At 40.2% G+C, this 25597-nt stretch carries 18 protein-coding genes; 9 read left to right on the top strand and 9 right to left on the bottom strand.

Annotated features, from left to right (window positions below; genetic code table 11):
- The first annotated feature begins 31 nt into the window (after window positions 1–31).
- The 5 genes from IEW93_RS03530 to IEW93_RS03510 all read left to right on the top strand — a co-directional run bounded on the left by IEW93_RS03530 (window position 32) and on the right by IEW93_RS03510 (window position 12493).
- Window positions 32–2338, top strand: a complete 2307-nt coding sequence (locus IEW93_RS03530; RefSeq protein WP_188736971.1) for an efflux RND transporter permease subunit — start codon at window positions 32–34, stop codon at window positions 2336–2338.
- Between the two features lie 327 nt (window positions 2339–2665).
- Window positions 2666–7510: an NAD-glutamate dehydrogenase gene (locus IEW93_RS03525; RefSeq protein ID WP_188736969.1), complete on the top strand. Its 4845-nt coding sequence runs from the start codon at window positions 2666–2668 to the stop codon at window positions 7508–7510.
- 60 nt (window positions 7511–7570) lie between these two features.
- Window positions 7571–8590 carry a quinone-dependent dihydroorotate dehydrogenase gene (gene pyrD, locus IEW93_RS03520; RefSeq protein ID WP_188736967.1) on the top strand — a complete coding sequence of 340 codons (1020 nt, stop codon included), beginning with the start codon at window positions 7571–7573 and terminating at the stop codon, window positions 8588–8590.
- 171 nt (window positions 8591–8761) lie between these two features.
- Window positions 8762–9295, top strand: a complete 534-nt coding sequence (locus IEW93_RS03515; protein WP_188736965.1) for a cell division protein ZapC — start codon at window positions 8762–8764, stop codon at window positions 9293–9295.
- Between the two features lie 891 nt (window positions 9296–10186).
- A complete protein-coding gene (locus IEW93_RS03510) occupies window positions 10187–12493 on the top strand; it encodes a putative bifunctional diguanylate cyclase/phosphodiesterase (protein WP_229706579.1) in 2307 nt (768 codons plus the stop codon).
- A 136-nt stretch (window positions 12494–12629) separates the two neighbouring features.
- Here the strand turns inward: IEW93_RS03510 and IEW93_RS03505 are convergent, their stop codons facing one another.
- From IEW93_RS03505 to IEW93_RS03485, 5 genes are all read right to left on the bottom strand, one after another.
- A complete protein-coding gene (locus IEW93_RS03505; protein ID WP_188737084.1) occupies window positions 12630–13379 on the bottom strand; it encodes an SDR family oxidoreductase in 750 nt (249 codons plus the stop codon).
- A gap of 67 nt (window positions 13380–13446) precedes the next feature.
- Entirely contained in the window at window positions 13447–14148 is a 702-nt protein-coding gene (locus IEW93_RS03500; protein ID WP_188736963.1) for a histidine phosphatase family protein, read from the bottom strand.
- A 2-nt stretch (window positions 14149–14150) separates the two neighbouring features.
- A complete protein-coding gene (locus tag IEW93_RS03495) occupies window positions 14151–15218 on the bottom strand; it encodes a phosphotransferase family protein (RefSeq protein WP_188736961.1) in 1068 nt (355 codons plus the stop codon).
- Entirely contained in the window at window positions 15218–16057 is an 840-nt protein-coding gene (locus IEW93_RS03490) for an SDR family oxidoreductase (RefSeq protein ID WP_188736959.1), read from the bottom strand. The genes IEW93_RS03495 and IEW93_RS03490 overlap by 1 nt, the downstream gene beginning before the upstream one ends.
- An 11-nt stretch (window positions 16058–16068) precedes the next feature.
- Window positions 16069–17289: an acyl-CoA dehydrogenase family protein gene (locus IEW93_RS03485; protein ID WP_188736956.1), complete on the bottom strand. Its 1221-nt coding sequence runs from the start codon at window positions 17287–17289 to the stop codon at window positions 16069–16071.
- Between the two features lie 172 nt (window positions 17290–17461).
- Between IEW93_RS03485 and IEW93_RS03480 the strand changes: the two genes are divergently transcribed.
- Entirely contained in the window at window positions 17462–18394 is a 933-nt protein-coding gene (locus IEW93_RS03480) for a LysR family transcriptional regulator (protein ID WP_188736954.1), read from the top strand.
- 166 nt (window positions 18395–18560) lie between these two features.
- Here IEW93_RS03480 and IEW93_RS03475 read toward each other — a convergent pair whose 3' ends face one another.
- Window positions 18561–18878: a hypothetical protein gene (locus IEW93_RS03475; RefSeq protein ID WP_188736952.1), complete on the bottom strand. Its 318-nt coding sequence runs from the start codon at window positions 18876–18878 to the stop codon at window positions 18561–18563.
- Window positions 18879–19050: 172 nt separating this feature from the next.
- Between IEW93_RS03475 and IEW93_RS03470 the strand changes: the two genes are divergently transcribed.
- On the top strand, window positions 19051–19545 hold the full coding sequence (locus IEW93_RS03470; RefSeq protein WP_188736950.1) for a putative 4-hydroxy-4-methyl-2-oxoglutarate aldolase: 495 nt from the start codon (window positions 19051–19053) through the stop codon (window positions 19543–19545).
- 24 nt (window positions 19546–19569) lie between these two features.
- Window positions 19570–21396, top strand: a complete 1827-nt coding sequence (locus IEW93_RS03465) for an AsmA family protein (protein WP_188736948.1) — start codon at window positions 19570–19572, stop codon at window positions 21394–21396.
- Window positions 21397–21656: 260 nt separating this feature from the next.
- Here the strand turns inward: IEW93_RS03465 and IEW93_RS03460 are convergent, their stop codons facing one another.
- Together IEW93_RS03460 and gloB are read right to left on the bottom strand one after the other, a co-directional pair.
- Window positions 21657–23210 (bottom strand): lytic transglycosylase, encoded by a 1554-nt coding sequence (locus IEW93_RS03460; protein ID WP_188736946.1) that lies wholly within the window; start codon window positions 23208–23210, stop codon window positions 21657–21659.
- Between the two features lie 149 nt (window positions 23211–23359).
- Window positions 23360–24139 (bottom strand): hydroxyacylglutathione hydrolase, encoded by a 780-nt coding sequence (gloB, locus tag IEW93_RS03455; protein WP_188736944.1) that lies wholly within the window; start codon window positions 24137–24139, stop codon window positions 23360–23362.
- Between the two features lie 107 nt (window positions 24140–24246).
- On the opposite strand from gloB, the gene IEW93_RS03450 reads away from it, so the two are divergent.
- Complete coding sequence (locus IEW93_RS03450) at window positions 24247–24978, top strand: methyltransferase domain-containing protein (protein ID WP_188736942.1); 732 nt, start codon at window positions 24247–24249, stop codon at window positions 24976–24978.
- A gap of 136 nt (window positions 24979–25114) precedes the next feature.
- Here the strand turns inward: IEW93_RS03450 and rnhA are convergent, their stop codons facing one another.
- The gene (rnhA, locus tag IEW93_RS03445) at window positions 25115–25585 is read right to left on the bottom strand and encodes a ribonuclease HI (protein ID WP_188736940.1); all 471 of its coding nucleotides are present in this window, start codon (window positions 25583–25585) and stop codon (window positions 25115–25117) included.
- Between the last annotated feature and the right edge of the window lie 12 nt (window positions 25586–25597).

The raw sequence follows: 25597 nt of genomic DNA, 5'->3' as shown, positions 1-25597 counted from the left end.
TAATTAAAACAACAATAATAGGGCCGAAAAGATGTTAGAAAAACTGGTCAATGGATTTGAATCTCATTTATTCCGAAATCGGAAATGGGTCATTCTTTCGTTTATTTTTATTACTTTATTTTTAGGGTACCAAGCCAGCCAATTAAAAATGGACGCGGCTTTTAGCAAAAATATTCCGCTCAACCATTCGTATATGAAAACCTACACTAAACATCAAAAAGACTTTGGTGGTGCAAACAGCATTATGGTTGCTGTTGAAGATACGAGTGGCAACATATTTAACCCGGTATTTTTTGATGCGCTAAAAAATGTGCACGATCAATTATTTTTTATTCCGGGTGTAGAACGCTCACAAGTTAAATCTCTGTTTTCACCCTCTACTCGATTTACTGAAGTGGTTGAAGATGGTTTTGCCGGTGGCCCCGTCATCCCTGCCGATTTTAGTAATGATGAATTTGGCTTAAACGTTGTTCGCGACAATATAGAAAAAGCCGGGATTGTTGGTCGTTTGATTGGTAATGATTATACCTCTGCAATGGTGACCGCACAGTTGATGGAGTTTGATCCACAAACTGGTAAACCCATTGATACTATTGCGTTTGCCAATCAATTAGAGCAAGAACTGCGCGTTAAGTTTGAAAACGATAAGATTAAAATTCATATTATTGGCTTTGCTAAAATGGCGGGAGATGTAGCAGAGGGCGCTAAAGGCGTTTTATTGTTTTTCTTAATCGCAATCATTATTACAGCAATAATGGTGTATTTGTTTTCAAAATCGGTAATGCTAACCATTTTGCCGTTAGTTTGTAGTTTAATAGCTGTTTTTTGGCAATTAGGATTATTGACAGTTGTTGGATTTGGGTTAGATCCGATGTCGATTTTAGTGCCATTTTTAGTGTTTGCCATTGGGGTAAGCCACGGTGTTCAGATGATTAATGCCGTACGCCGTCGGGTGCTTGATGGCCAAACAACTAAAGCGGCATCAGCGTCAGCATTTCGCAGTTTATTAGTTCCAGGCGGTGTTGCGTTATTATCTGACACAGTTGGTTTTTTAACTTTACTTGCCATTGATATTGGGATTATTCGAGAGCTTGCTATTTCAGCTTCGCTAGGTGTGGCGGTAATTATTCTCACAAACCTTATCTTGTTGCCTTTGGTGATTTCTTATTTTGAATTGCCAAAAACGCCAGATAATCCTGAGAAAGCCAAGCGAATTGAAAATCTATGGCGCTGGTTATCGAATTTTGCCACACCTAAATATGCCGCTATCGTGTTGGTGTCTACCGTAATTTTGTACGGTATTGGATTTCAGCAAGCCACTAAAATGAAAATTGGTGACTTACAAGGTGGCGCCCCGGCATTGCATCAAGATTCACGTTACAACCAAGACACCTTTTTTATTACAGATCACTTCTCAATCACTACAGATGTGATGACTGTGATTGTGGAAGCAGAGCCTGAAGCTTGTACCTATCATTCTGTGTTGTCGCAAATTGACCAATTTGAATGGATGGTTGCAAACACTCCAGGTGTTGAATCTACGGCCAGTTTGGCGTCTGTCGCTCAAAAAGTGAATGCGGGCTTTAATGAAGGTAATCCACGTTGGGAGATTTTACCCCGTACTACAGCAAGTTTAGTACAGGCTGTTGGGCAAGTACCCACTACATCAGGCTTACTAAATGGTAACTGCTCTGTTATGCCAGTGTATTTGTTCTTAAAAGATCACAAGGCTGAAACCATTGAGGTTGTTGTTAAAAAAGTGAAAGCCGTTGCTGCTGAGCTTAATAGTGACACCTTGCAATTTAAACTGGCTTCTGGCCCTGTGGGTGTTATGGCCGCGACAAACGAGGCTGTGAGTGAAGCGCAGTTGCCTATGATGATTTATGTCTATGGTGCTGTATTTGTTTTATGTTTAATCAGCTTCAAATCACTTAAAGCGACCATTGCCGTTATTATCCCTTTGTATGTTGTGTCGACATTAGCTCAAGCGTTGATGACCTTACTTGATATAGGCCTTGCGGTGAGTACGTTGCCAGTGATTGCATTAGGCGTCGGTATTGGGGTTGATTACGGTATTTATATTTTGTCGACTATGTCGAATAAGCTCACAAATGGTATGCCTATCCAGCAAGCCTATTTTGAAGCGTTAGTTGAGCGTGGCAGTGCGGTTATTTTCACCGGTTTAACATTGGCTATTGGGGTGAGCACTTGGTTTTTCTCAGCGCTTAAATTCCAAATGGACATGGGGATTTTGCTGACCTTTATGTTTTTAGTAAATATGTTAGGCGCAATTATTATTCTACCGGCACTTTCAGCTGTGTTTTGGCGAAAAAAATAGTTAAAACATACAATTGAACAAAAAAGGGAGCTTGGCTCCCTTTTTTATTTTGCATAGTTAGTCTATCTAAACGACTTAAATGTCATTTTAAACACAGATATCACTTATCAACTGGATTTATAGAGGATGTACCACTAAAATTTTCCTCGATATAGCAGCAATTTAGTAATAAACTTTGCAGCGGATCTCAAATATGAGTTTCTTTTGTAAAACGCAAAACAGCTGTTTACGTGAAAAATACAAATGACTCGGACCGACCGAATCAACAAGCCGAAGCATCCATATAATGATAAGAGCGCTGCCATAGACGCTTAAGGAATCTGCAACATGGCCTTGAAAGATGCAATGCCTTCTGTACTACTTGAAAATGTAGTCAATTTAATTCACACAAAAATCCCTAGTTCTCAAGCTAAACAAGTGGAGCAATTTGCCAATTGTCTCTACGCCCATATGTCAAAAGACGATCTCAATGCGCGTAATGACAGTGATTTGTATGGTGCAGTTGTAAGTTTGTGGAACGCCCTAAACAAAACCTTACCTGAACAAACACACATTCGGGTGTTTAATCCAAGCCAAGCGAAACATGGCTGGCAATCGTCACATTCTATTATTGAAGTCATCCAACCCGATATGCCATTTTTGGTTGACTCGTTAACCATGGCGCTAAATCGCATGGGGATTACTGCACACGTGATGCTGCATACTCCTTTAGCTGTAATGCGTGAAAAAAATGCAGTTACTGGCGTGTCATTTTTAAAAGATGCAGCAGAAAACAGCGGCAGTGTTGCAGTATTTTTAATTGAGATTGACAAGCAAAATACCGATGCAGACATTAAAATTATAGAAAAAGAGATCCAATCGGTACTTGCTGATGTTGCAGCGTCTGTGAATGACTGGCAGTTAATGACGGATAAATTAACTGATACAATCAATCAATTACCTTCTCGCCCATTTCCTGGCGATAAAACTGAATTACAAGAGTCGATTAATTTTTTAAATTACTTAAACAATCACCACTTCACTTTACTGGGCTACCGTTATTACGATTTAAAACGTGTAGAAGGCGACGTGGAGCTTGTACCTGATTTAGACTCTAGCCTTGGGTTAATGAATCGCTCTAAAACCTCTCAAAGTGAGAGAGGGCTTTTATTGTCAACCTTATCTGATTCAGCTCGTAAAGAAGCGTTAGATAACACCTTATTAGTATTAACTAAGAGCTCTGCTAAAAGCCGCGTTCATCGTCCTGCTTATGTTGATTATGTTGGTATTAAGCGTTTCGATAAAAAAGGGAATGTGATTGGTGAAGACCGTTTCATCGGTTTATATGCATCTAACCTGTATAACCGTAGCCCTCGAGAGATCCCATTGCTGGGTGAAAAAGTTCAACGGATCCTTGATAATTCAGGATTAACCCCGCGCTCGCACGATTATAAAGCGCTAATGAATATTCTTGAGAACTTACCGCGTGACGAGCTAATTCAAGCTAAAGATCATGAACTGTCTAATATGGCCCATGGCGTATTAGAAATGCAAGATCGCGACAAGCTAAAACTCTTTGTTCGTAAAGATGGTTTTGGTCGTTTCTTATCGTGTTTAGTTTATGTATCTAAGGACCGTTACAACACCAAATTACGTCAAGATACTCAACGAATTTTGGCACAACACTTCAAAAGTAATGAAGATGTTGAGTTCACCACGTATTTTTCAGAGTCTACTTTGGCTCGAACTCACTACATTATCAAAGTTGATAATAATGATATGGATGTTGATGTGGCCGCTATTGAAAGAAACCTTATTGAAGCTGCACGCTCGTGGGATGATAAATTACATACAGCATTAAATAACGACCTAGGTGAACAAGCCGGTACCGGTCTGACAAAGCGTTATTTAAATGCTTTCCCGCCTAGCTACAAAGATGACGTGTTGCCAAGCTCAGCTGTTGTTGATATGCAGCATTTAGAAGCATTAGACGATGACCACAAATTAGGCATGTTGTTTTATCAGCCACAAGAGTCTGCGTTAAATGATAATAAAGTACGTTTGAAGTTATTCCATAAAGACGAGCCTATTCATTTATCTGACGTGTTACCAATGCTTGAAAACTTTGGTTTACGTGTGATTAATGAACGTCCTTATGAAGTTAAAACCAATGACGGCGCAACATTTTGGATTTTAGATTTCTTAATGACAGTGCAAGGTGCTGCCACTGAGAACCTTGCCGACAGCCAAGACCGTTTCCAAACTGCGCTACTACAAGTGTGGCAAAAGAAACTTGAAGACGATGGTTTTAACCGCATGGTGCTGTCAACAGGCCTAAGTGGTCGAGAAGTGTCTATTTTACGCGCTTATGCTAAATACATGCGCCAAATCGATGCCACATTTAGCCAGTCATATATTGAAGAAACCTTCAGTCGTTATCCAAAATTGGCTGATTTACTGGTGAAAATGTTCATCCGTAAATTTAATCCAAAACTAAAAACACGTACTCTGAGTAAGTTTTTAGAACAGATCAATATACAACTCGATGATGTATCAAGCCTTGATGATGACCGTATTATTCGTCGTTACTTAGATTTAATTAACGCTACGTTGCGGACTAACTTTTATCAAACGGCAACCGGTGGTGTGGCTAAAGACTACGTTTCATTTAAGTTTGCTCCAGGCTTAATCCCTGAAATGCCAAAACCTTTGCCTAAATTTGAAATCTTCGTTTATTCACCTCGTGTTGAAGGCGTACATTTACGCGGTGGCAAAGTAGCGCGTGGTGGTTTACGTTGGTCTGATCGCCGCGAAGACTTCCGTACTGAAGTATTAGGCCTTGTTAAAGCACAACAAGTTAAAAACACCGTTATTGTGCCAGTGGGTGCAAAGGGTGGTTTTGTGTGTAAGCAGCTGCCTACTGAAGGCGGTCGCGAAGCATTCTTCACTGAAGGGCAAGAATGTTACCGCATTTTTATCCGCGCCTTGTTAGATATTTCTGACAACATTATTAACGGTGAAGTGGTTCCACCTGTTGATGTGGTTCGTCATGATGAAGACGATCCTTACCTTGTGGTTGCCGCAGACAAAGGTACTGCAACATTCTCTGACATCGCTAACGCGATTGCCATTGAATATAACTTCTGGTTAGGCGATGCCTTTGCGTCGGGCGGCAGTAACGGTTATGACCATAAGAAAATGGGTATTACCGCTCGTGGTGCATGGGAATCGGTTAAACGACATTTCCGCGAAATCGGCATTGACTGTCAAACCACGCCATTCAGTTGTTTAGGCATTGGCGACATGGCCGGTGATGTATTTGGTAATGGTATGCTGTTATCTGAGCAAACTCAGCTTGTGGCCGCCTTTAACCACATGCATATTTTTATCGACCCAACACCGAACATTGAACAAAGCTACATTGAGCGCCAACGTTTATTTGCTTTACCACGCTCTAGCTGGGAAGACTACAACACTAAATTGATTTCAAAAGGCGGGGGAATATTCCTACGTTCAGCTAAATCAATCAAGTTGTCTCCTGAAATCAAGCAAATGCTAGACACTGATAAAGACAGCATGAACCCAACTGAACTGATGAAAGAGCTACTGAAAATGCCAGTAGATCTAATTTGGAATGGTGGTATTGGTACTTACGTTAAGTCGAGTAAAGAAACACATGCCGAAGTGGGCGATCGAGCCAACGATGCTTTACGTGTAAATGGTAAAGAAGTTCGCGCCAAGATTATTGGTGAGGGCGGCAACCTTGGTTGTACTCAATTAGGTCGTATTGAATACTGCGCTAATGGCGGCCGTATGAATACCGACTTCGTTGACAACGTTGGTGGTGTAGACTGCTCAGATAACGAAGTGAACATCAAAATTTTCTTGAATACATTAGTGGCAGAGGGTGAGTTAACGCTTAAACAACGTAATCGCTTACTTGAAGACATGACTGATGAAGTCAGCGACATTGTGATCCAAGACTGTAAAGACCAAACTCGCACTATTTCGGTAACTCAAGTGCATGGCGTATCGCAGCTCAAAGAGCAAATCCGCTTTATCCAATATCTTGAAAAAGACGGTAAATTGGACCGCGCTCTTGAGTTTTTACCAAGTGATGATGATTTAGCAGAACGTTTAGCTAACGGCCGTGCATTAACACGTCCAGAACTCTCAGTATTAGTGGCATACGCTAAAATGGTACTTAAAGAGCAGTTGGTGACGCCAGAAATCACAGAAGATGCATTTTTAAGTAAACTGTTAGTGGCTTACTTCCCTAAAAAGTTACAAGCTAAATATGCCGACAGAATGACTGCTCATCCACTGCGTGGTGAGATTATTGCAACCTCGTTAGCCAATGAATTAGTTAACGATATGGGCTTTAATTTTGTACAACGTATGCAAGATGAGACAGGGGCAACAGTTGCTGAAGCCGCCATTTGTTATACTATGGCGCGTGAAGTGTTTGGCCTTGATGAACTCACTACATCAATAACTGACTTAAACGGTGTTATTCCAGCTCATGTACAAGGTGAAATGCTGCATCAGTTACGTCGCAATATGCGCCGCGCATGTCGTTGGTTTATTCGCCACCGTAATCGTGCTCAGGATATTGTGCAAACGGTTGCGTTCTTTAAACCAGTATATGAACAACTTAAGGCAAATGTTGACCAATATATGATTGCAGCAGAAGTGAAAGCAATTTCTGCTGAAATCACAAAACTTACTAACCAGAATGTACCTCAATCAGTTGCACAAGTTGTGGCAAAAATGAGTACATTGTTCTCTGCGTTAGACATTGCTCAAATTGCTCAAGTTGAGAATAAGACACTCGAGTTAGTGTCTGAAACCTATTTTAAATTAGGTGCTAAGGTAGAATTACATTGGTTCTTAGAACAAATTAGTGCTCAACCTGTTGCAAACCATTGGCAAGCCCTAGCGCGAGCAGCGTTTAGAGAAGAGCTTGATTGGCAACAGCGTGCGTTAAGTTCTGCTGTGCTACGAACCTGTACAGATACCTGTAATGCTGACAGTGTGATTAATGAATGGATGACATTGAACAAACCATTGCTTGAAAGATGGTACCATATGCTTTCAGACTTTAAGGTTTCACAAACACATGAATTTGCTAAGTTCTCAGTCGCCCTTAGAGAACTGAACTTACTGATTTTGCATTGCGAAGGTCAGAAGTAGTTTTATAATGTTAATAAGCCCTGGCGATTGCCGGGGCTTTTTTTAGGTCTAGGAGAAACCATGTTTTACAAAATCGCACAAAAAGTCATGTTTCAGATGGACCCTGAGTTAGCACATAATGTTGCTATCGGCAGTTTGAAAATGACCGGGAATACGCCGTTAAATTGTTTTTATCGCCAGCATGTAAAGTCTGCTCCCGTAACATGCATGGGATTAACTTTTCCAAATCCTGTTGGCTTGGCAGCCGGATTAGATAAAGATGGCGAATCAATAGATGCGTTCCATGCGATGGGATTTGGTCATGTTGAAGTAGGTACCGTTACCCCACGTCCACAACCGGGTAATGATCAACCACGCTTGTTTAGGCTAAAGCCAGCCCAAGGAATTATCAATCGAATGGGCTTTAACAATAAAGGCGTTGATAATTTAGTCCGTAATCTTATTGCTAAAAAAACAGACATCATGGTGGGTGTCAATATTGGTAAAAATAAAGATACGCCGGTAGAGCAGGGTAAAAACGATTACCTTATTTGCATGGAAAAAGTGTACCAATATGCCAGTTATATTGCGGTCAATATCTCATCGCCAAATACGCCAGGTCTGCGCGCCATGCAATACGGTGAGTTATTAGATGATTTACTGAGTTCGATTAAAGCTAAACAAAAAGAATTAGCCGAAAAATACGGTAAATATGTACCCGTAGCATTAAAAATAGCCCCAGATTTGTCTGCCGAAGAGATCCAAGCCATTGCTGACTCTTTAATTAGTAATGCCTTTGATGGCGTGATTGCGACAAATACGACGTTGAGCCGTGATGCGGTAGTAGGATTGCAACACGCAGAAGAGATGGGTGGGTTAAGTGGTAAACCTTTGACTGATTTATCGACTCAAGTGATCAAACAATTATCGACCTGTTTACAAGGAAAGATCCCGATCATTGGTGTCGGTGGGATCAATAGCGCCGCAGATGCACTTGCAAAATTTGATGCCGGTTCAACGATGGTTCAGATATATTCGGGTTTTATCTATCAAGGCCCAACATTAATTGATCAGATCGTAAAAGCCTATTGCGTAAAATAACATCTATTTTGCTTAGTTATTGATCAAAAATCATGCCGCGATCGAATTGCTGATCGTTCGATCGCACTAACACTATGATACATATGTTATATTTTTTAATTATTTTTTGATATTGCGTTAAAATTCATCTATTATGCACTGGTGTTCATTTTTATTTAGGTGCAGACAGCCATGTTATTAATGCCAAACAAGGACTGGCATTGGGAATACAATGAGACTTGCAAGCAACTGAGTATTTCATTGGGTTCCGAGATGGAGTTCTTAACCCCTTATAAAGCTAAACAATTAATCCCAGATGCGTTATGCGCAACTGAGTTTAGTGTTGAACACGCAAAATTTTATCTTAAAATGCTAGAAACCCTTCCTAAAGTGCTGCAAATCTCTGATGCTGCTATTGTACAAACTGCGTTAAATGCCACTGCTGCTCATTTTTTATTGCAATCGCAAATGCCTAAATCTTGGTTTTTTGATGTTAGTGAAGAATGCGTGTATTGCGAAATCGGTAAGTTATTTCAATTGAAATGTGGTTATTCTAAGGTATTGGTATTAGTAATTGATAATGGCTTACAAGCCGCTACCGTAATGAATTTATCGCAACATTGCGAATTGTCAGACAGTAAATCGCTAGCACAATTTGACACCATTAAAGTCATGCATAATCGCTTGCATCCTCTTCGTAAAGCTCGTCAGGTTGTAGCTGCATAGCCATAGCGGAAATGAGTTCCATCACCGCTTTTATGACTCAACTCTTTCCTCAAATGCTGAAAATATCGTTCAGCATTTTTGCTATTAACAACGTTACTCTGCTACACAACGCACTTATCACAATGTTACTTGTACCAGTTAATTCATTATCCTCTTATACCAATTCCACTAATTATCTGGTCATTCAGCGGTAATTCTGTGCCTTCTAGGCAAGTAATAGGATTGTAGGCATAGTTGCTCTCGGCAACTGCTCCTGCGTTGCTCTACCTCCTGCATCCATGCAGTCGTACGTCAAAATACTATTAAGCAGCATAGAAGGCACAGAAACCCGCCTTGCAGGAGACGCTCAGACAGTCCATTTCTTTGTTGCATTGCCTTAGAAGGGAATAACCATTATTTCAACAATGCGCCTCAAACTGAACAGTCTGAGCGACTCTGATTGGTCACATAATTAATGGAAATGGTATTACACTAATCTTGATAAATAAGTGATCAGACATTGCAGCGAGCGAGTTGTTCTACCTTCAATATGTTTAACAAGGTTATAAGCGATGTTAACCAGTAAGAATGATCACATTATTGTGCTGATTAATGGTATTAGGCTATGGAACATCGGCAGGGCGAGAACGCGAACATTTTTCGAACAGATTAAGGTCGTTTAATAAACTTCCGTAGTTCGATAAATCTTCATAGTTAGGATGGTTTCTTGTTCTTCTGCTTGCAGGTTAAACATAGAGTTCAAAAAGCAAGCACTCATGCGGTTGCCCTGCCTGTATACCTTTGTAAATTTTATATTTAGTTGAATAATGTTAACTCAGTTTAGGTATTCTTTTTTATACGTGCTAATGTTGAAAATGTAACGGAATAACGCTTATGGGGCGCCTAATAACTATGACCATGAAAATGGAAAATCGCTCGATAGAAGAAAAAATATTACTTGCTGTGACTGCTGCAGCAATTCTAATTTTGTCGCCATTTTTGATTAAAAGTATCATCGAAAACAATACACTCCGAATTATTGTCGATCTGATTGCCGTTGGCGGAATTTCTTTTATTTTCATCGGTGTCTGGTTTACGAGTAACGTTAAGCTTTTTAGTGGTCTATTTGCCATCATTGCTCATGTTACTATTTTATTTGGTATTCATATTGTCGGAAGCGAATTAATTTTTTGGCTTTTTCCTATTATTATCGCCAGCTTTTACCTATTACCGACAGTGATAGCTTGTGTGCTTAATAGCTTATTAATCACTATTGCAGGGCTATTAACGTATCAAGATTTTGAACATTTCTCCTTACCGCTCATTATGGCATCGTTTGTAGTTACTGGGGTTTTCTCATTAATCTTTTCTTTATTTATGCAACGTAAAAACCGGCAATTACTGGAAAAAGATAAAATAAACCAACTTAGAAATACTATTTTGGAACTTATCGCCAGCTCGAGCAAATTATCTAAAGTGTTAAATACTGTGGTGCAAGGCATTGAAAATGAATTACCTGGAACAATATGCAGTATTTCTATAGTCGATGATACTGCGACACAATTACGTTTGATTGCCGCGCCAAGTTTTCCTGATTTTTATAAAGAAGCCGTCGACGTCATTCCTATTAAAAAGGGAGTTGGCTCCTGTGGTGAAGCTGCAGCGCTTGGAATAAGAGTATTTGTAAGTGATATAGCTTCACACCCAAATTGGACACCATGGGCACAATTAGCTCATAAAGCGCAATTAGTATCGTGTTGGTCTGAACCGATTATCAGCCACCATGGCAATATTTTAGGCACAATTGCGATTTACTTTAATGCCTATGTGACGCTAACAGACAATGAATTTACTTTGGTTGAACAATTTGTCAATCTGACTCGCATCGCTATAGAGCGCGACAAAGCGGATAATATTATTTGGCATCAGGCTAATTTTGATACCTTAACCCAATTACCCAATCGACATTTATTAAATGAGCATCTCTCTAACGCAATCGATAATGCTGAGCGAGATAAAAAGCAATTGGTAATAGCAATGCTTGATTTAGACAAATTTAAAGATGTGAATGACTCTTTGGGCCATGCAGCAGGCGACAGTGTGCTTATTGAGTGCGCAAGTCGAATTAAAAACAGTATCCGAAAAAATGACATTGTTGCCCGTTTAGGTGGCGATGAATTTATCATTGCTTTTGTTGGGACTACCTCTCCTGAAGATATCGATAAAATTGGTCAAAAACTTTTAACCACACTGGCACAACCTTATGTAATAGAGCAAAAAAACTTTTATTGTACAGCCAGTATTGGCCTTGCTTGTTATCCTAATGATGGGTTAACCATTGATGCGTTAATGACGAATGCAGATCAAGCGATGTATCGAGCTAAAACTCGCGGTCGAAATAGTATTCACTATTTTACCGAAAATATGAGTACCGATTTTTTAAAAAGAATGGAAATGATTGATGATTTACGCACCGCGGTTGAACAACAACAATTTCATTTGGTGTACCAACCTATAGTTGATTTACGCACTCATCAAATAACCAAAGCTGAAGCATTAATTCGTTGGCACCACCCTCAAAAAGGCATGATTTCTCCGATAGAGTTTATCCCAATTGCCGAGGAAATTGGCCTGATAGTTGAGATCAGTGAATGGATATTCAACCAGGTTTCTCAACAGGCTCATGAGTGGCGACAGCGTTATTGTGCAAATTTATCCATTAGTATTAATACTTCGCCAGTGCAATATCGCAATGAAGGTAAACTTGTTAAAGCTTGGGCTGATTCACTGATTGCACAAGGTATATCAAGTGAGGCTATCTCAATTGAAATTACTGAACATTTGTTAATGGAAAATCAAGCTGAGGTGGTCGAAGCGCTTGAAAAATTACGTCAGCAGGGGATAACCATCTCCATAGATGATTTTGGTACAGGCTATTGCTCTTTTTCTTATTTAAAGAATTTTGCATTTGATTACTTAAAAATCGATCAAAGTTTTGTACAAAATATGTCAATTGACAATAACGATGCTGCACTGTGTGAAGCAATTATTGTGATGGCAGGTAAGCTTAATATGCAAGTGATCGCCGAAGGTATTGAAACTGAAGAGCAAAAACAATTACTGGTTGCAGCAGGTTGTACTTTAGGCCAAGGTTATCTGTTATCAAAACCACTTTCGGTCGCTGATTTTGAACAGCTACTTATCAAACAAAATCAATAACACAGGTAGACTTAACGCATATACCATTCAACCTTACGTTGAACAACAAGCCAGATTGAATGACGCTTATTGCATCCGTAGTATAAAGATACAATAAGCGTGCAGCACTGAGTAACCATGCAGATGATAGTGCAGATTAACTCATTTTAGCGATAATGCTAATGGGGGCGATACGTAATACCCAGTGTAATAAAGCCCAAGGGTAGCTTGGTACAAATGTGTTGGCTTTCTCTTTTTGAATGGCATTGACCATGGCTTTACACCCTGTTTCTGTATCAACAATAAAGGGCACTTTTTTAACTTTTTCATTTATTTCACTACGAATAAAGCCAGGATGCACGCATGTGACCTTTATTGGGGTGTTCATTACATCTATCCGAATACCTTCCGTTAATGATGTTAGTGCCGCTTTTGTTGCTGCATAAACTGTCATGGCTCGCCTAAAACCTCTAACGGCACTGATTGATGATATGGTGACTAAATGGCCATTATTTTGTTCACGAAAAATAGTCATGGCAGCTTCGCATTGTGCTATTGCTGCAATAAAATTGGTTTGCGCAGTTTGTAAATTAGCTGCAAAATATCCCGTGCCAATTGAGGCACCTTTGCCCATACCTGCATTAACGATGACTCGATCGAGTTGACCCATTTCTTGTTTAAATTGATTAAATACATCAAATACTTGCGGGTGATCATTTACATCAAGTGGTTTAATTAACACCTTGATACTTGGGTTTATGGTGAGCAAGTGTTGTTTTAATTCTTCTAATCTGTCTAATCGCCTTGCGCATAACGCTAGGTTATGGTTTTGTTTAGCAAATTCAATGGCCATGCCACGCCCTAAACCTGAGCTTGCTCCAGTAATTAATATATTTGTTCGTCTCATCATTGACTCTTTATTATTGTTAGCTCTTTAATAAAACATGCCAAAGAGCAGGGGTGAGTGTTTTGGGTTAAATTAAGCTGAATAAATGGTGTTGCTCACCAGTAAAATAGCGATGTTCATTTAAGGTGATTAAACTTAGTCGTTGTCGTTTAAGTTGTAATTGGGTCATACCACAGTTAACTAATTGCCTGTTAATATTAAAAAACTCAGATTTAGGAATAGATAAAATTTGCATCACTGCGGCACTAATCACACCACCAGAAGTGTAAATAAAAATAGTGTTTTTGTCGGTAGCCTGTTGTAATAAATCTGACAATCCATCCGCCACGCGTTGAGTAAATTGTTGCCAAGATTCTGTATATTGTTCACTGTTTGAAGCCTGTTGCCATTGTTCAATGGCTTGGCTAAAAAGCTCAATAAATGCTCTTGTCGGTGATGGGTGTGAGCTAAGGTATGCTTTCATCATTTCAGGCTTGGCCAGTTCTGGTCGATAAACCGCAATCACATTTTCATGATCGAACTCGTTCCAATTGTCGCTTATTTGTAATGATTTATTGGCTAGATTAGCTGACATATTAGACAAACAGGCATCCCGGGTTTGATGATGTCTGGTCATGTTGCCACTAATAACGTGATTAGGTTGAATTAAACACTGAGTAAAATAGTCGCCTAAATACCTAGCCTGGCTATGGCCTAAATCTGACAAATTATCATAGTTGTTGGTGCCAAAGCTGGCTTGCCCATGACGGATTAAATAAATATTCGTCATGGTTAACCTTTTTGCGCCATTGCACGATGACAACGCCACAATAAATAGTGTGAAAAAATCCAAAATTGCTTAAAGGCGGGGTTTCGAGTTTGCTTATGGTGATAACGGTAATATATTTGCTGCACAATACCCGCTAAGCGAAATAAACCGAAGACTTCGTAAAATCGAAAATCATCAATGGTGATATTCATTTTATCGCAATAATATTCAACCACTTGCTTACGCGTTAACATGCCTTTTAAGTGGGTAGGTTGGCGGCGTGTCATTTGCGCTAAAAAATCATCATCAGCTTCAACCCAGTAGGCAAGGGTGTTACCTAAATCCATTAACGGATTACCTAATGTCGCCAGCTCCCAATCAAGTATGCCATTCACTTTGGTGATGTCATCAGGATCGAGTACTACGTTATCAAATCTAAAGTCATTGTGAGTTAAGCAAATGTGCTCTTGAGTTGGCTTATGTTGTTGTAGCCAATCCATCACCTTTGTACCCGAAGGGACATTCCAGGTTTTAGCCTGGGTGTAACGTTGGCTCCATCCATCTATTTGGCGCTGGGTATATCCTTCGCCTTTACCTATATGGCTAAGGTTGGCAGCTTCTATATCGACTTGATGTAATTCGATTAAACAATCAATCACATTAGTGCATAGCGCCTTTGCTTGCTGTTCATCTACTGTTAATCCTTTAGGCAGGTTTTGCCTAGGAATAATGCCATTGAGCTTTTCCATGACATAAAACTCTGTACCTAACACACTCTCATCGTCGCAATGCGCCAGCATGCGTGGGACATAGGGGTAAACAGGCTTGAGCGCTTGCTGTAAACGATACTCTCGCCCCATGTCATGAGCTCCTTTGGCTTTAGTGCCTTTTGGTGCTCGGCGTAAAATGAGCTCTTTATTGGCGTAACTTAAACAGTAAGTCCAATTTGATGCGCCACCAGTATACTGGGTTATGGTTAAATCGCCTTCAAGCCCACCAAGGTGCTGTTTTAACCATGGGTCGATAATTGCTGGGTCTAACTCTTCACCTGAACGCATGGCTTTGGCTTTATCAAGATATTGTTGAACCATTAGCGTTGTTCCTCCTTTAACATTTGCCTTAAACGATGTGTTTGTCTCAATACCAATTTGCAGTACCAATTCAGTGGCAATATTCGTTTTAATTGGTATAGACGTTTGCCTTGCGAATGGGTTAATAACAAAAATCGATTATTTGAGACACCTGTGTATGCAATGTCAGCAACTTGCTCTGCATTGATGGGTGATTTATCAAACAGTTTACCTAGGAGCTTTTCCATTGTTGGCAGTTGAGTGCGTAGACTGCTGCCAAGGTTAGTTTTAAAAAAGCCTGGGCATAATACACTGACGTTGATATTGTCATCGGCCAGTTCTAAACGCAATGTTTCTGACAAAGACACGACAGCAGCCTTTGAGGCATTGTAACTGGACATAAAGGGAATGGGGGTCAATCCTGCTTGCGATGCGACATTCAGTATAGTGCCACCACCTTGCTGTTTAAAAATGGGAACAAACTGCTGGCACATATTAACAATACCAAAAAGATTGATCTCCATAACCCATCGCCATTGCGCTAGTGGTTCTGCCTCTATTTTATCGGCCGAGGCCACGCCAGCATTGTTAATTAATATATCGATTGTTTGCCAGTACGATGTAAGTTGTTTGATAAGTGCTTGTATGCTGGCAGTGTTGGTAATGTCGCAATGTATGAAAAATGCTTTACCACCTAATGCGGTTATTTGTTGGCACACCTGTTCACCAGCTTGTTGATTGATATCAACTATACACACGTGAGCCTGTTGAGTAGCCCATTTTATCGCTAGTGCTTTGCCTAACCCTGAAGCCGCGCCAGTTATTACCACATTTTTGCTAGACTGTGTGTTTGGTTTCATCGCTATTACCATTATTTATATTTTGCTAATTCAAGACGAGACACCATTGCCATATGCACTTCATCTGGCCCATCAGCTAAACGTAAACTTCTTGCCATAGCTGCAAATCCTGCTAGCGGTGTATCGTGGTTCATACCGGCGCCGCCATAAATTTGTATGGCCATGTCGACAACCTGGCTCAACACTGAAGGGACCACGACTTTGATTGCAGAAATATCCGTCATGGCATGTTTTACGCCTAAATTGTCGATTTTCCATGCGGCATTTAGGGTCAATAGTCTGGCTTGATCTATTGCCATACGTGCTTGTGCAATTCGCTCAAGATTACCGCCCAACTTTATTATGGGCTGGCCAAAGGCAACTCTTGATTGGCCTCGTTCTATTGCTAACGACAGGGCTCGCTCCGCTGCGCCGATAGCACGCATGCAATGATGGATCCGGCCCGGCCCTAAGCGGCCTTGAGCAATTTCAAACCCTTTGCCGAGTCCCATAATGACATGGCTTTTAGGCACACGAACATTGACAAGTTCCATTTCTCCATGGCCGTACGGCGCATCAAAATCTCCATATGCGCTTAACATTCGAGTGATAGTTACTCCCGGGGTATTGATAGGAACCAATACCATACTGTGGCGTTGGTGTTTAGGCGCATCAGGATCTGAAAGCCCCATAAAAATCATGATCTGGCAGTTAGGATGACCAAGCCCAGTTGACCACCATTTGCGACCGTTAATGATCACATCATCGCCGTCTTCGATGATGGTGGCTTGCATATTTGTTGCATCTGATGAAGCGACATCCGGTTCTGTCATGGCAAACACGGAGCGAATATCACCAGACAGAAGTGGGGTTAGCCATTGGGCTTTTTGTTGCTCATTTCCAAAATGATATAGCACTTCCATGTTACCGGTATCAGGGGCATTACAATTAAATATCTCAGGAGCCAGCAGTGAACGGCCCATTTCTTCAGCTAAAGGCGCGTATTCAACACAACTCAGGCCTTGGCCAAGCTCGGAGTCGGGTAAAAATAAATTCCATAAACCAAGTGTTTTTGCCTGGCGTTTCAATGTTTCAATGTGTGGCAGCAACTGCCATTGAGTCCAATCCTGATGATGATTTAGGCGTCTATTTTCGGCAAGTAATTCGGCTTCAACGGGTAAAATTTTATCGTGAATAAATGAGGTCACTTGCGCTAAATAATGTTGTGATTTTTCTGTAGCGTAGATATTCATGTTCAAACCTATTTGAGTGGATATACAGGTAACTAATGGAGAGTACGGTTTATGAATTCAGTAGACAGCATAGCCCAGTAATTTGAGTGAACGAAATGAAATAACATGATAGGTTATGTTGAATAGTATTCATAACCGCTTGCGGTTCACCTTACACCACGGCAGGAAAAAAATGGCAGATACTAAAGCAATCCAGCAACTTGATTTAAATTTGTTAAAAATTTTTGAAGCACTCTATGCGCAACAAAATATGACAACGGCCGCTAAGTCATTATTTATTACACCTTCTGCTGTTAGCCATGCAATAAAGCGCTTGCGACTGGTGCTAGACGATCCACTCTTTATACGTCAAGGCATGCAGATGCAACCTACCGCAGCATGTCAACGCATGGCGCCACAACTTATTAATGCATTAAATCACATTCGCCAAGTGTTGCAGCAATGTGGGGAGTTCAATCCGTTAACCACTGAGCAGACTTTTAATATTGCCATTCATGAAGCATTAGAAAGCCAAATTTTGCCACTGTTGATTGAACACCTTGTTGAACTTATACCCCGAGCCAAAATTGTCAGTATGGCGTTATCAAGAGAGCAACTCACTCGGCAATTAACCAGTGGCGAAGTTGACCTGGCTATCGATGTTGCCAGGGCTGTCAATCCACCTTTAATGCACGCCCCGTTACTGTCTGATCCATTTTGTGTTCTTGTTGATAGCAGAAACTGGCTTAAAAACACCATTGAACAAGAAGATTATTTGAGGGCAGAGCATATCGTGGTATCAAATCGGCCAACTGGCAGAGTCATGGAGGATTTTCTATTGCAACAACAAGGGGTGAATCGGTTGATTAAATACCGTTGTCAGCGTTATCAAACGGCAGCTAAAATTGTGTTAGGCACTCATTTAATGTTGACATTGCCGCAATCAATTGCGTTGCAATTTACGGATCCTAATTTAGCGATGTATGCCGTACCTTTTACATTGTCAGATATAGATACGCATTTGTACTGGCACAGTAATACGCAAACTGATCATGCACTTAGTTGGCTTCGTCAACACATTAATGCTGCTGTAGTATTGGCAAATCCCAATCACTCGCCAGCATAAATAAGCATGTTTATTCACAACTAAACATTAATTGTGTTTAGCCAATATATTTTGGCTAACATGGTCAAGTGTGTGTTGAGTCAATGATTAACGTTTGTAAGAGTTTTGATGAGTTAAGTCGCCTTAAGTGTCGACGACTTAACAATTGAAATAAAATGCCAATCATCTATTGGTGTGAAAGCTGGGCCATAATATTAATGACATCTTGATATGAAATATTATATTGGCGCGATAAATTAATTATTTTCGTCTTATAAGTTTGAATATGCTCTTGTTTAATAAGATCGGCTTGCTTTTGTTCAACAATCGCATTGACCGACTCTTGTAAAATCAACAAACGCCGTAAACTGTAATCTAGCGAATTGATATACGCTGTCATTTGTTGTTTATTACGGGCATTTTCAAGGTTTGAAGTTGTGCGTTGTTCAAAATCTAATTCGTCAAACGCATTCATCATTTGTTGTAAATTTAAATCGTTGCTCATAAGTATGATTGTCTACGTTATTTTTTGGGATTATATTCATATTTGACTACTAAGTCACCTCTCGCCTAGTTGATTTAGGTAAAAAGCAAACGCTAGATTATCAATAATTAACAAAACTTGTTCAGTTGCTTATTTATCAGTAACCTAAGATTCTGATTTTCAAGGAGGACTTATGCACGATCTATTACCTGACTTATTCGACCATTACCCTGAACAATTGACATTATTGTCATCTGCGTGGCGATCTTATGGCGCAAAGCCGATATTTTTTGGCGAAGTGGTGACGGTTAAATGTTTTGAAGATAATTCAATGGTTAAATCTGAGCTAGCCAAAGCGGGTCATGGCAAAGTACTCGTTGTAGATGGTGGCGGGTCAACAAGACGCGCGCTTTTAGGGGACATGATAGCCCTCAATGCTGTGAAAAATGGCTGGGAAGGTATCATTATTCAAGGCTGTGTGCGTGATGTTGGCACGCTCGCTACCCTGCAAATTGGGGTACAAGCTTTAGGCACGAACCCGATTAAAACAGACAAAAAAGATGTAGGTGAAGTCAATGTTATTATCGAAATTGCAGGGGTTAACGTTGCACCAGGGATGATGATTTATGCCGATCTCAATGGCATAGCTGTGAGCCAGCAAGCATTAGATTTGTCTATTTTACAATAGAAAAATTCAAATAAGGAAATAACAATGAAACTAGTAAAGTGGTTATTAGCGATTATGCTAACACTGGTTGTAGGCATTACTGTTTACTTAACAATGTTTTTTGACCTTAACAATTTTAAACCGCAAATTGTCGATGCTGTTAAAAAGCAAACGGGTCGAGATTTACAGATTACAGATGATCTCAGTTGGAGTGTATTTCCCTCTTTAGGGATCAAACTTGGTGGTATCTCACTTTCAAACCCAGAAAATTTTACCCCCGCATCAATGTTAGATGTTAACGAAGCGGTTGCGAATGTGGCATTAATGCCATTGTTTAGTCAACAGATTGAAGTTGAGTTATTAAAACTCGATGGATTAACGTTAAATCTAGTGACACAAAAAAATGGTGAAACAAGCTTTGACGGCTTAACCGGTGAGGGCGCTAGCAACACACAAGCACCGTCAGCATCAAAAGATACAAAAGCAGCAATGTCGTTGCAAACACTCGATATCGGTGGCGTAGCGTTGACAAACACCAATATCAATTTAATTGATATGGCAACAAATACAACTCAAACTTTTAGCCTAAAAAGTTTTACATTAGGTGAATTTAGTTTGGGTAAATTGGCAGACTTTGCTTACGAGTTTTCGGCTGCGTTACCAGACATGGCCGTGACTTCATCAGGTAAAGGACAGCTTAAAATTGACCAAGCGTTGAAACAAGTCACCATTAATGATTTTATCATGAGCCATAAAGCGCAAGGCGACAGTTTACCTAATCAGTTGGTTACAGCCGACATGACAACTCAAGTGGTCATGGCATTAGATGCAAAAACCATTGAATTACAGCTTACAAAGCTCAGTGCAATGGATATTGCAGCTACTGGTAATATTAAGGTGAATTACGCAAACAGTATTCCTAAAATTGTGATGTCCTTAGATGCTGGCGATATTGATGTTGATGCACTTTTTCCTCCACAAGAAAACCAAGCCGAAACGAGTTCGACCGATAGTGAGGCCGCTCAGGGTGTTGAACCGGATTTATCAGTGTTTAACACTATCGATGCCAATGTAAAACTCTCTGCAAAGTCGATTAAAGTCAGTAATTTGTTGACGCAAAATTGGCAATTAAACATGGCTATTAATAAAGGTGTGCTAACGCTATCGTCATTAACGGCTGATTTGTATGAAGGCAAACTTGCATTGACAGCCAAGCTTGATGGTCGTAAAGCTGTGCCAACATACCAGTTTGAAAAAGTATTGACGGGCGTTAATATTCGTCCTTTATTAAAGGATGCCGCTGAAGTTGATTTACTTTCTGGTAAAGCCAGCTTTCAAGTTAAAGGCAATGGGTTTAGTTTAATCCCTGAAAAACTCAAACAAAATCTTGATGCTGCTGGCCAGTTTGAGGTGTCTGATGGTTCATTGTACGGAGTAAATATCCCGCAAATGATCCGTAGCGCACAACAAAAGCTACAAGGTGATTTATCTGCCGATAACAAAGAAGAATTGAAAACTGATTTTACCAGTTTAACCGGCAGTTTTAGCATTAAAGATGCGGTTGTAACGAACCCTGATCTTGCGATGGCGTCACCGCTTATTCGTTTAAAAGGTAATGGGTTAGCTAATATTGCAACTGAAACGTTAGACTATTCGTTAACCACAAGTGTTGTTGGTTCGCTAGTAGGTCAAGGAGAAGGCGTTGATGAGTCTCTTAAAGGGGTTGATATACCAGTAACAATTAAAGGGACGTTTCAAGACCCTAAATTTGGCATAGATACTAAAGCGTTGTTAGAAGGCCAATTTAAAGACGAAGCAGACAAAGCAAAAGAAAAGCTTAAAGAGGGCTTGTTTAAAAAGCTAGGAATTTAAACCATTAACCCTAATGTCATAATGATTCGAACGTAATGATACCAATCAGCACAAGAATGTGATCATTCTTACTGGTTAACATCGCTTATAATGTTGTTAGAAATTTTGACGGTAGAACAACTCGCTTGCTGCAATTTCTGCCTTATTTTAAGCGATTTATCCTATAATTTCTGATGACTTATTTATCCTGATAGGTATTACAAACAAAAACGGACAAGTTTTATCTTGTCCGTTTTTATGTCTTAAATAATTGATGGTTTCTAACTATTCGTGACAATCAATTTCAAGATTTGGCCTGGTTGAATTAATTTACTATTTTGTAAACTGTTCCATTCAATTAACTCAGCAACGGTCACTTTATATTTCGTCGCGATACGTGCTAGAGAATCACCAGATTTAACGCGGTAGTTTACGGTTTTCTCTGTTCCGCTAGTATTAGCGGTAACTTCATTAGGATAAATAACAAGATTTTTACCCACAGTTAATGTTGATTGTTGCTTAAGGTTATTCCACTTCATTAATTGAGCAACAGAGACTTGTTGAGATTGCGCAATTTTCCATAACGAATCACCAGATTTAATCGTATAAGTCTGCTTGTTAGGGCTAGATTTCACGACGGCTTTTCGAGCGAGAATTTGGTCAGCTGTCATGGTTGCTAAATCAGGATCTTTGATTGCCACAGGGATAATCAAGAACTTACCAGCAATGATATTGTTGCCTTTAATGCCGTTACTGCTGCGAATAAGTGTTTCTGTGGTTTCAAATTGATCGGCAATACGGCTAATGCTATCACCAGATTTAATTTTGTAGCGTACCCAGTTAATGCGTGATTCTGGCTCAATAGTGGCTAATGCACGTTTAAAGGTTGCTGCTTTATCGCTTGGTACGATTAGCTGATGTGGGCCTTGTGGAGCTGTTGCCCAACGCTTTAAACCTGGATTAATCGCTTTTAAGTCGACGATGTCGATTTGAGCTAGATCAGCGGCTAAATTAATATCAAGCTGACTTTCAATATTAACCACTTCAATTTGCGGTGTATTTTCAATTGGCGTTAATGTTATGCCATATTTATCGGCATGCTTAATGACATCTGCCAGTGCAAGTAATTGCGGCACATAATGAGCGGTTTCTTTTGGTAATGATAGCGACCAAAAATCGGCGGCCTTGCCTTTAGCCTTGTTGCGTTTAATGGCATTGAGTAAGCGGCCTTCACCAGAATTATACGCTGCAATCGTGTAAAACCAGTTATTGTCCATTTTAGGGTATAAGTATTGGAGTAAATCTAGAGCTGCCTTCGTTGATGATGCAACATCTTGTCGGCCATCAAACCACCAGTTAGTTTTGACACCAAAAGACAACGCGGTTTGCGGTGTTAATTGCCATAAACCTGATGCATGGCTACTCGAATAAGCTAAGGGATCGAAACCGCTTTCTACAATAGGTAACAAGGCAAGTTCTATTGGTAGATTGCGTTCTTCGAGTTGTTCAACGATATAGTATAAAAATGGACTTGCACGTTGGGTGATAATTTCTAAATGCTTTGGATTATCCAGATACCATTGCTTGTATTGCATCACAAGAGCATTATCGACCGTAGGCAATGACATTTGTTTGCTGATCCGCAACCACAAATTGTTTACCTCTGCCACTTGCTCTTCTATTTCATCAAGTGTAACGGTAGCCGATTTTTTGCTTTTTGCCTTTAGTGCAACTTTAGTTGGTTCATTGTCTGTTTGGACAGTTGACGTTTGGAGTGTCTGACACCCAGTTACCGCCACTATGGTGCCGGCAATAATGAATAAATTTACTTTCATTGAAGATACACTTCCTCAAGTTCTCAGGCCTTAAAATAGGGATCGAACATACCAAATGCCTATGAGACTCTTTTGGTCATGCTTTAGTTCAGTTTTGCATTGTAGATTAAAACATTTGGCTTGTCTTATTAAAGTGTTTTCATGTTGGGCTAAAAGTTATTTTTCCACTCTCGCATAAGTGTAAATGTTTGTATTTCATCTATATTTGGTATTTTGTATTCGTTCGATATTGCGACTTGAGTCTCATTTATATGACATCGTAGGAAGGGGTTTATCGCTTTTTCTATGGCAATTGTGCTAGGTATGGAAGGGATGTTTTGTGAGCGTAATTGATCGACTTTTTGTGAATATTTGTTCAACTCGATATTGTTAGGAGTCACTTGTTGGGCAAAATTAAGATTTGCTCGGGTATATTCGTGAGCACAATACACTTCAGTATTGTCGGGTAACTGGGCTAACATTTTAAGCGACTGCAGCATTTGATTAGGTGTGCCTTCAAATAAGCGACCGCAACCGCCACTAAATAATGTATCGCCGCAAAAGAGCTTGTTATCGATATAATATGCGATGTGTCCTAAGGTATGGCCAGGTACTGCAAAGACTTGTACGTTACCCAAATGGCTAATGTCTATCGTGGTGTTTATGTTGATTGATAGCGACTCTGTGAGCCCTGCAATTTGCTCGTTACTTGGGCCATAAACAACAAGACGATGATCAAAATGCTGTTGTAATTGTGCTATCCCACCAGTGTGATCACTATGATGATGGGTAATTAACACACCAACTAGATTTAATGTTGTGGTGGCTAAATAGTCAATTACACTCTGAGCACAACCAGGGTCGACGACATAGGCTTTAGAGCTACCTATTTGATGTATTAACCAAATATAGTTGTCTTTAAATGCTGCAATGGTATGTACCTTAAACATAATCTGGCTCGAGTGAAGTTGATTTATCTGTTAGGGTAACGGATAAAACCAAATCACATCAAGTGCTATGCTGGTTACGTTAAGATTAATGAGACAGAGGAGTAACCGTGACCGAACCTAGGTTAGTACCGCAACATTGGCTAGACTTGCCTTTTGGTGAGGTGTTGCAGGCTGAAATTGAAGCAGCTCTTGCTCCTTGGTGGCCACGTATTTTTGGCTATCATTTACTTAAAGTCGGTGCGTTAAGCAGTCAAATTAATACAATGAACTGCTCTATTGCTCGTCATTATTCCTCATTTAAAGGACAAGACGCCAATATTCAAGCTGATCCTCATTATTTACCATTACAGCAACATGTTATTGACGCTGTGATAAGTTGTTTTTTATTAGAGTTTGAACAAAATCCATATCAAATTTTACGTGAGTTTGACCGCGTACTCATCAATAGTGGTTATATATTTATTGTGGGCTTTAACCCTGTGAGTCCAGTTTTTGCGGGCAAAATTTTACCCAAGTATCAAGGTCAACTCCCGTGGAGTGGCCAGTTTTTTATGCCGTCCAGAGTGAAAGACTGGCTCGGCTTATTAGGGTATCAAGTGCTTGCAGATGAGCGTTTAATGCATCATTCACTACTCGGGCCTGTAAGCCGTCAGCCAGAACAGCATCCCTGGTGGCAAAAAAGTTTAGCCAATTGGTTACCGGGCACAGGCAGTGTATATGTGATTGTGGCTCGTAAACTCACAGTGCCTTTAACACCTATACGAGATAAATCTAAGATCAGCGCACCCAACTGGGCTACAGCCCCAACTGCGGGGCGCTCTGGTTTGTCAAAACGCTAGTATCACTTTTGCTCAAGCGATATCCAGCCTCCAACGTTTTTTTGGCTTTGTTGTGATTGGTGTTCGCTTGAGTAAAAAGCGCATTGACTTGATAATATCATCGAAGGTTAATGCGTGGTGCTCAGACAATGCCAGCTTAAGGTTGATAACCCTCATCGACTTGCTTTGGTTTGGCTTCTGCAGCTTGTCTGGCTAATGTGTCGCATCGTTCATTTTCTTTATGTCCAGCATGGCCTTTAACCCAGCGCCAATCAATACGGTGTAGTTGACTGACAGCGTCTAAACGTTTCCATAGATCAACATTTTTTACTGGTTGTTTGGTTGAGGTTATCCAGCCTTTCTTTTTCCAACCATGGATCCAGGATGTAATGCCTTGACGCATATATTGGCTGTCACTGGTTAGGATGATGTTGCAAGGCTCATATAAGGCTTCAAGCGCAATAATGGGAGCCAGTAATTCCATGCGATTATTGGTTGTTAATGCAAAACCGTCGGCTATTTCATGGGTGTGATTTTTGTATTTCATTACCACACCATAACCGCCATATCCTGGATTGCCTAAACATGATCCATCGGTAAAGATATACAGCTGTTTGAGTTCGGCCATCAAATTGTTACC

The sequence above is a fragment of the Shewanella inventionis genome (assembly GCF_014641855.1).
In the GTDB taxonomy this organism is placed as follows: Bacteria; Pseudomonadota; Gammaproteobacteria; order Enterobacterales; family Shewanellaceae; genus Shewanella; species Shewanella inventionis.
Note: the sequence above shows the minus strand (reverse complement) of the source record. Positions and strands in the feature narration are given on the sequence as shown.

What these genes read in the sequence shown, in the direction of transcription:
- IEW93_RS03530 (WP_188736971.1), top strand. Translation starts at nt 32, where the DNA reads ATGTTAGAAAAACTGGTCAATGGATTTGAATCTCATTTATTCCGAAAT.
- IEW93_RS03525 (WP_188736969.1), top strand. Translation starts at nt 2,666, where the DNA reads ATGGCCTTGAAAGATGCAATGCCTTCTGTACTACTTGAAAATGTAGTC.
- pyrD (WP_188736967.1), top strand. Translation starts at nt 7,571, where the DNA reads ATGTTTTACAAAATCGCACAAAAAGTCATGTTTCAGATGGACCCTGAG.
- IEW93_RS03515 (WP_188736965.1), top strand. Translation starts at nt 8,762, where the DNA reads ATGTTATTAATGCCAAACAAGGACTGGCATTGGGAATACAATGAGACT.
- IEW93_RS03510 (WP_229706579.1), top strand. Translation starts at nt 10,187, where the DNA reads ATGACCATGAAAATGGAAAATCGCTCGATAGAAGAAAAAATATTACTT.
- IEW93_RS03505 (WP_188737084.1), bottom strand. Translation starts at nt 13,379, where the DNA reads ATGAGACGAACAAATATATTAATTACTGGAGCAAGCTCAGGTTTAGGG.
- IEW93_RS03500 (WP_188736963.1), bottom strand. Translation starts at nt 14,148, where the DNA reads ATGACGAATATTTATTTAATCCGTCATGGGCAAGCCAGCTTTGGCACC.
- IEW93_RS03495 (WP_188736961.1), bottom strand. Translation starts at nt 15,218, where the DNA reads ATGGTTCAACAATATCTTGATAAAGCCAAAGCCATGCGTTCAGGTGAA.
- IEW93_RS03490 (WP_188736959.1), bottom strand. Translation starts at nt 16,057, where the DNA reads ATGAAACCAAACACACAGTCTAGCAAAAATGTGGTAATAACTGGCGCG.
- IEW93_RS03485 (WP_188736956.1), bottom strand. Translation starts at nt 17,289, where the DNA reads ATGAATATCTACGCTACAGAAAAATCACAACATTATTTAGCGCAAGTG.
- IEW93_RS03480 (WP_188736954.1), top strand. Translation starts at nt 17,462, where the DNA reads ATGGCAGATACTAAAGCAATCCAGCAACTTGATTTAAATTTGTTAAAA.
- IEW93_RS03475 (WP_188736952.1), bottom strand. Translation starts at nt 18,878, where the DNA reads ATGAGCAACGATTTAAATTTACAACAAATGATGAATGCGTTTGACGAA.
- IEW93_RS03470 (WP_188736950.1), top strand. Translation starts at nt 19,051, where the DNA reads ATGCACGATCTATTACCTGACTTATTCGACCATTACCCTGAACAATTG.
- IEW93_RS03465 (WP_188736948.1), top strand. Translation starts at nt 19,570, where the DNA reads ATGAAACTAGTAAAGTGGTTATTAGCGATTATGCTAACACTGGTTGTA.
- IEW93_RS03460 (WP_188736946.1), bottom strand. Translation starts at nt 23,210, where the DNA reads ATGAAAGTAAATTTATTCATTATTGCCGGCACCATAGTGGCGGTAACT.
- gloB (WP_188736944.1), bottom strand. Translation starts at nt 24,139, where the DNA reads ATGTTTAAGGTACATACCATTGCAGCATTTAAAGACAACTATATTTGG.
- rnhA (WP_188736940.1), bottom strand. Translation starts at nt 25,585, where the DNA reads ATGGCCGAACTCAAACAGCTGTATATCTTTACCGATGGATCATGTTTA.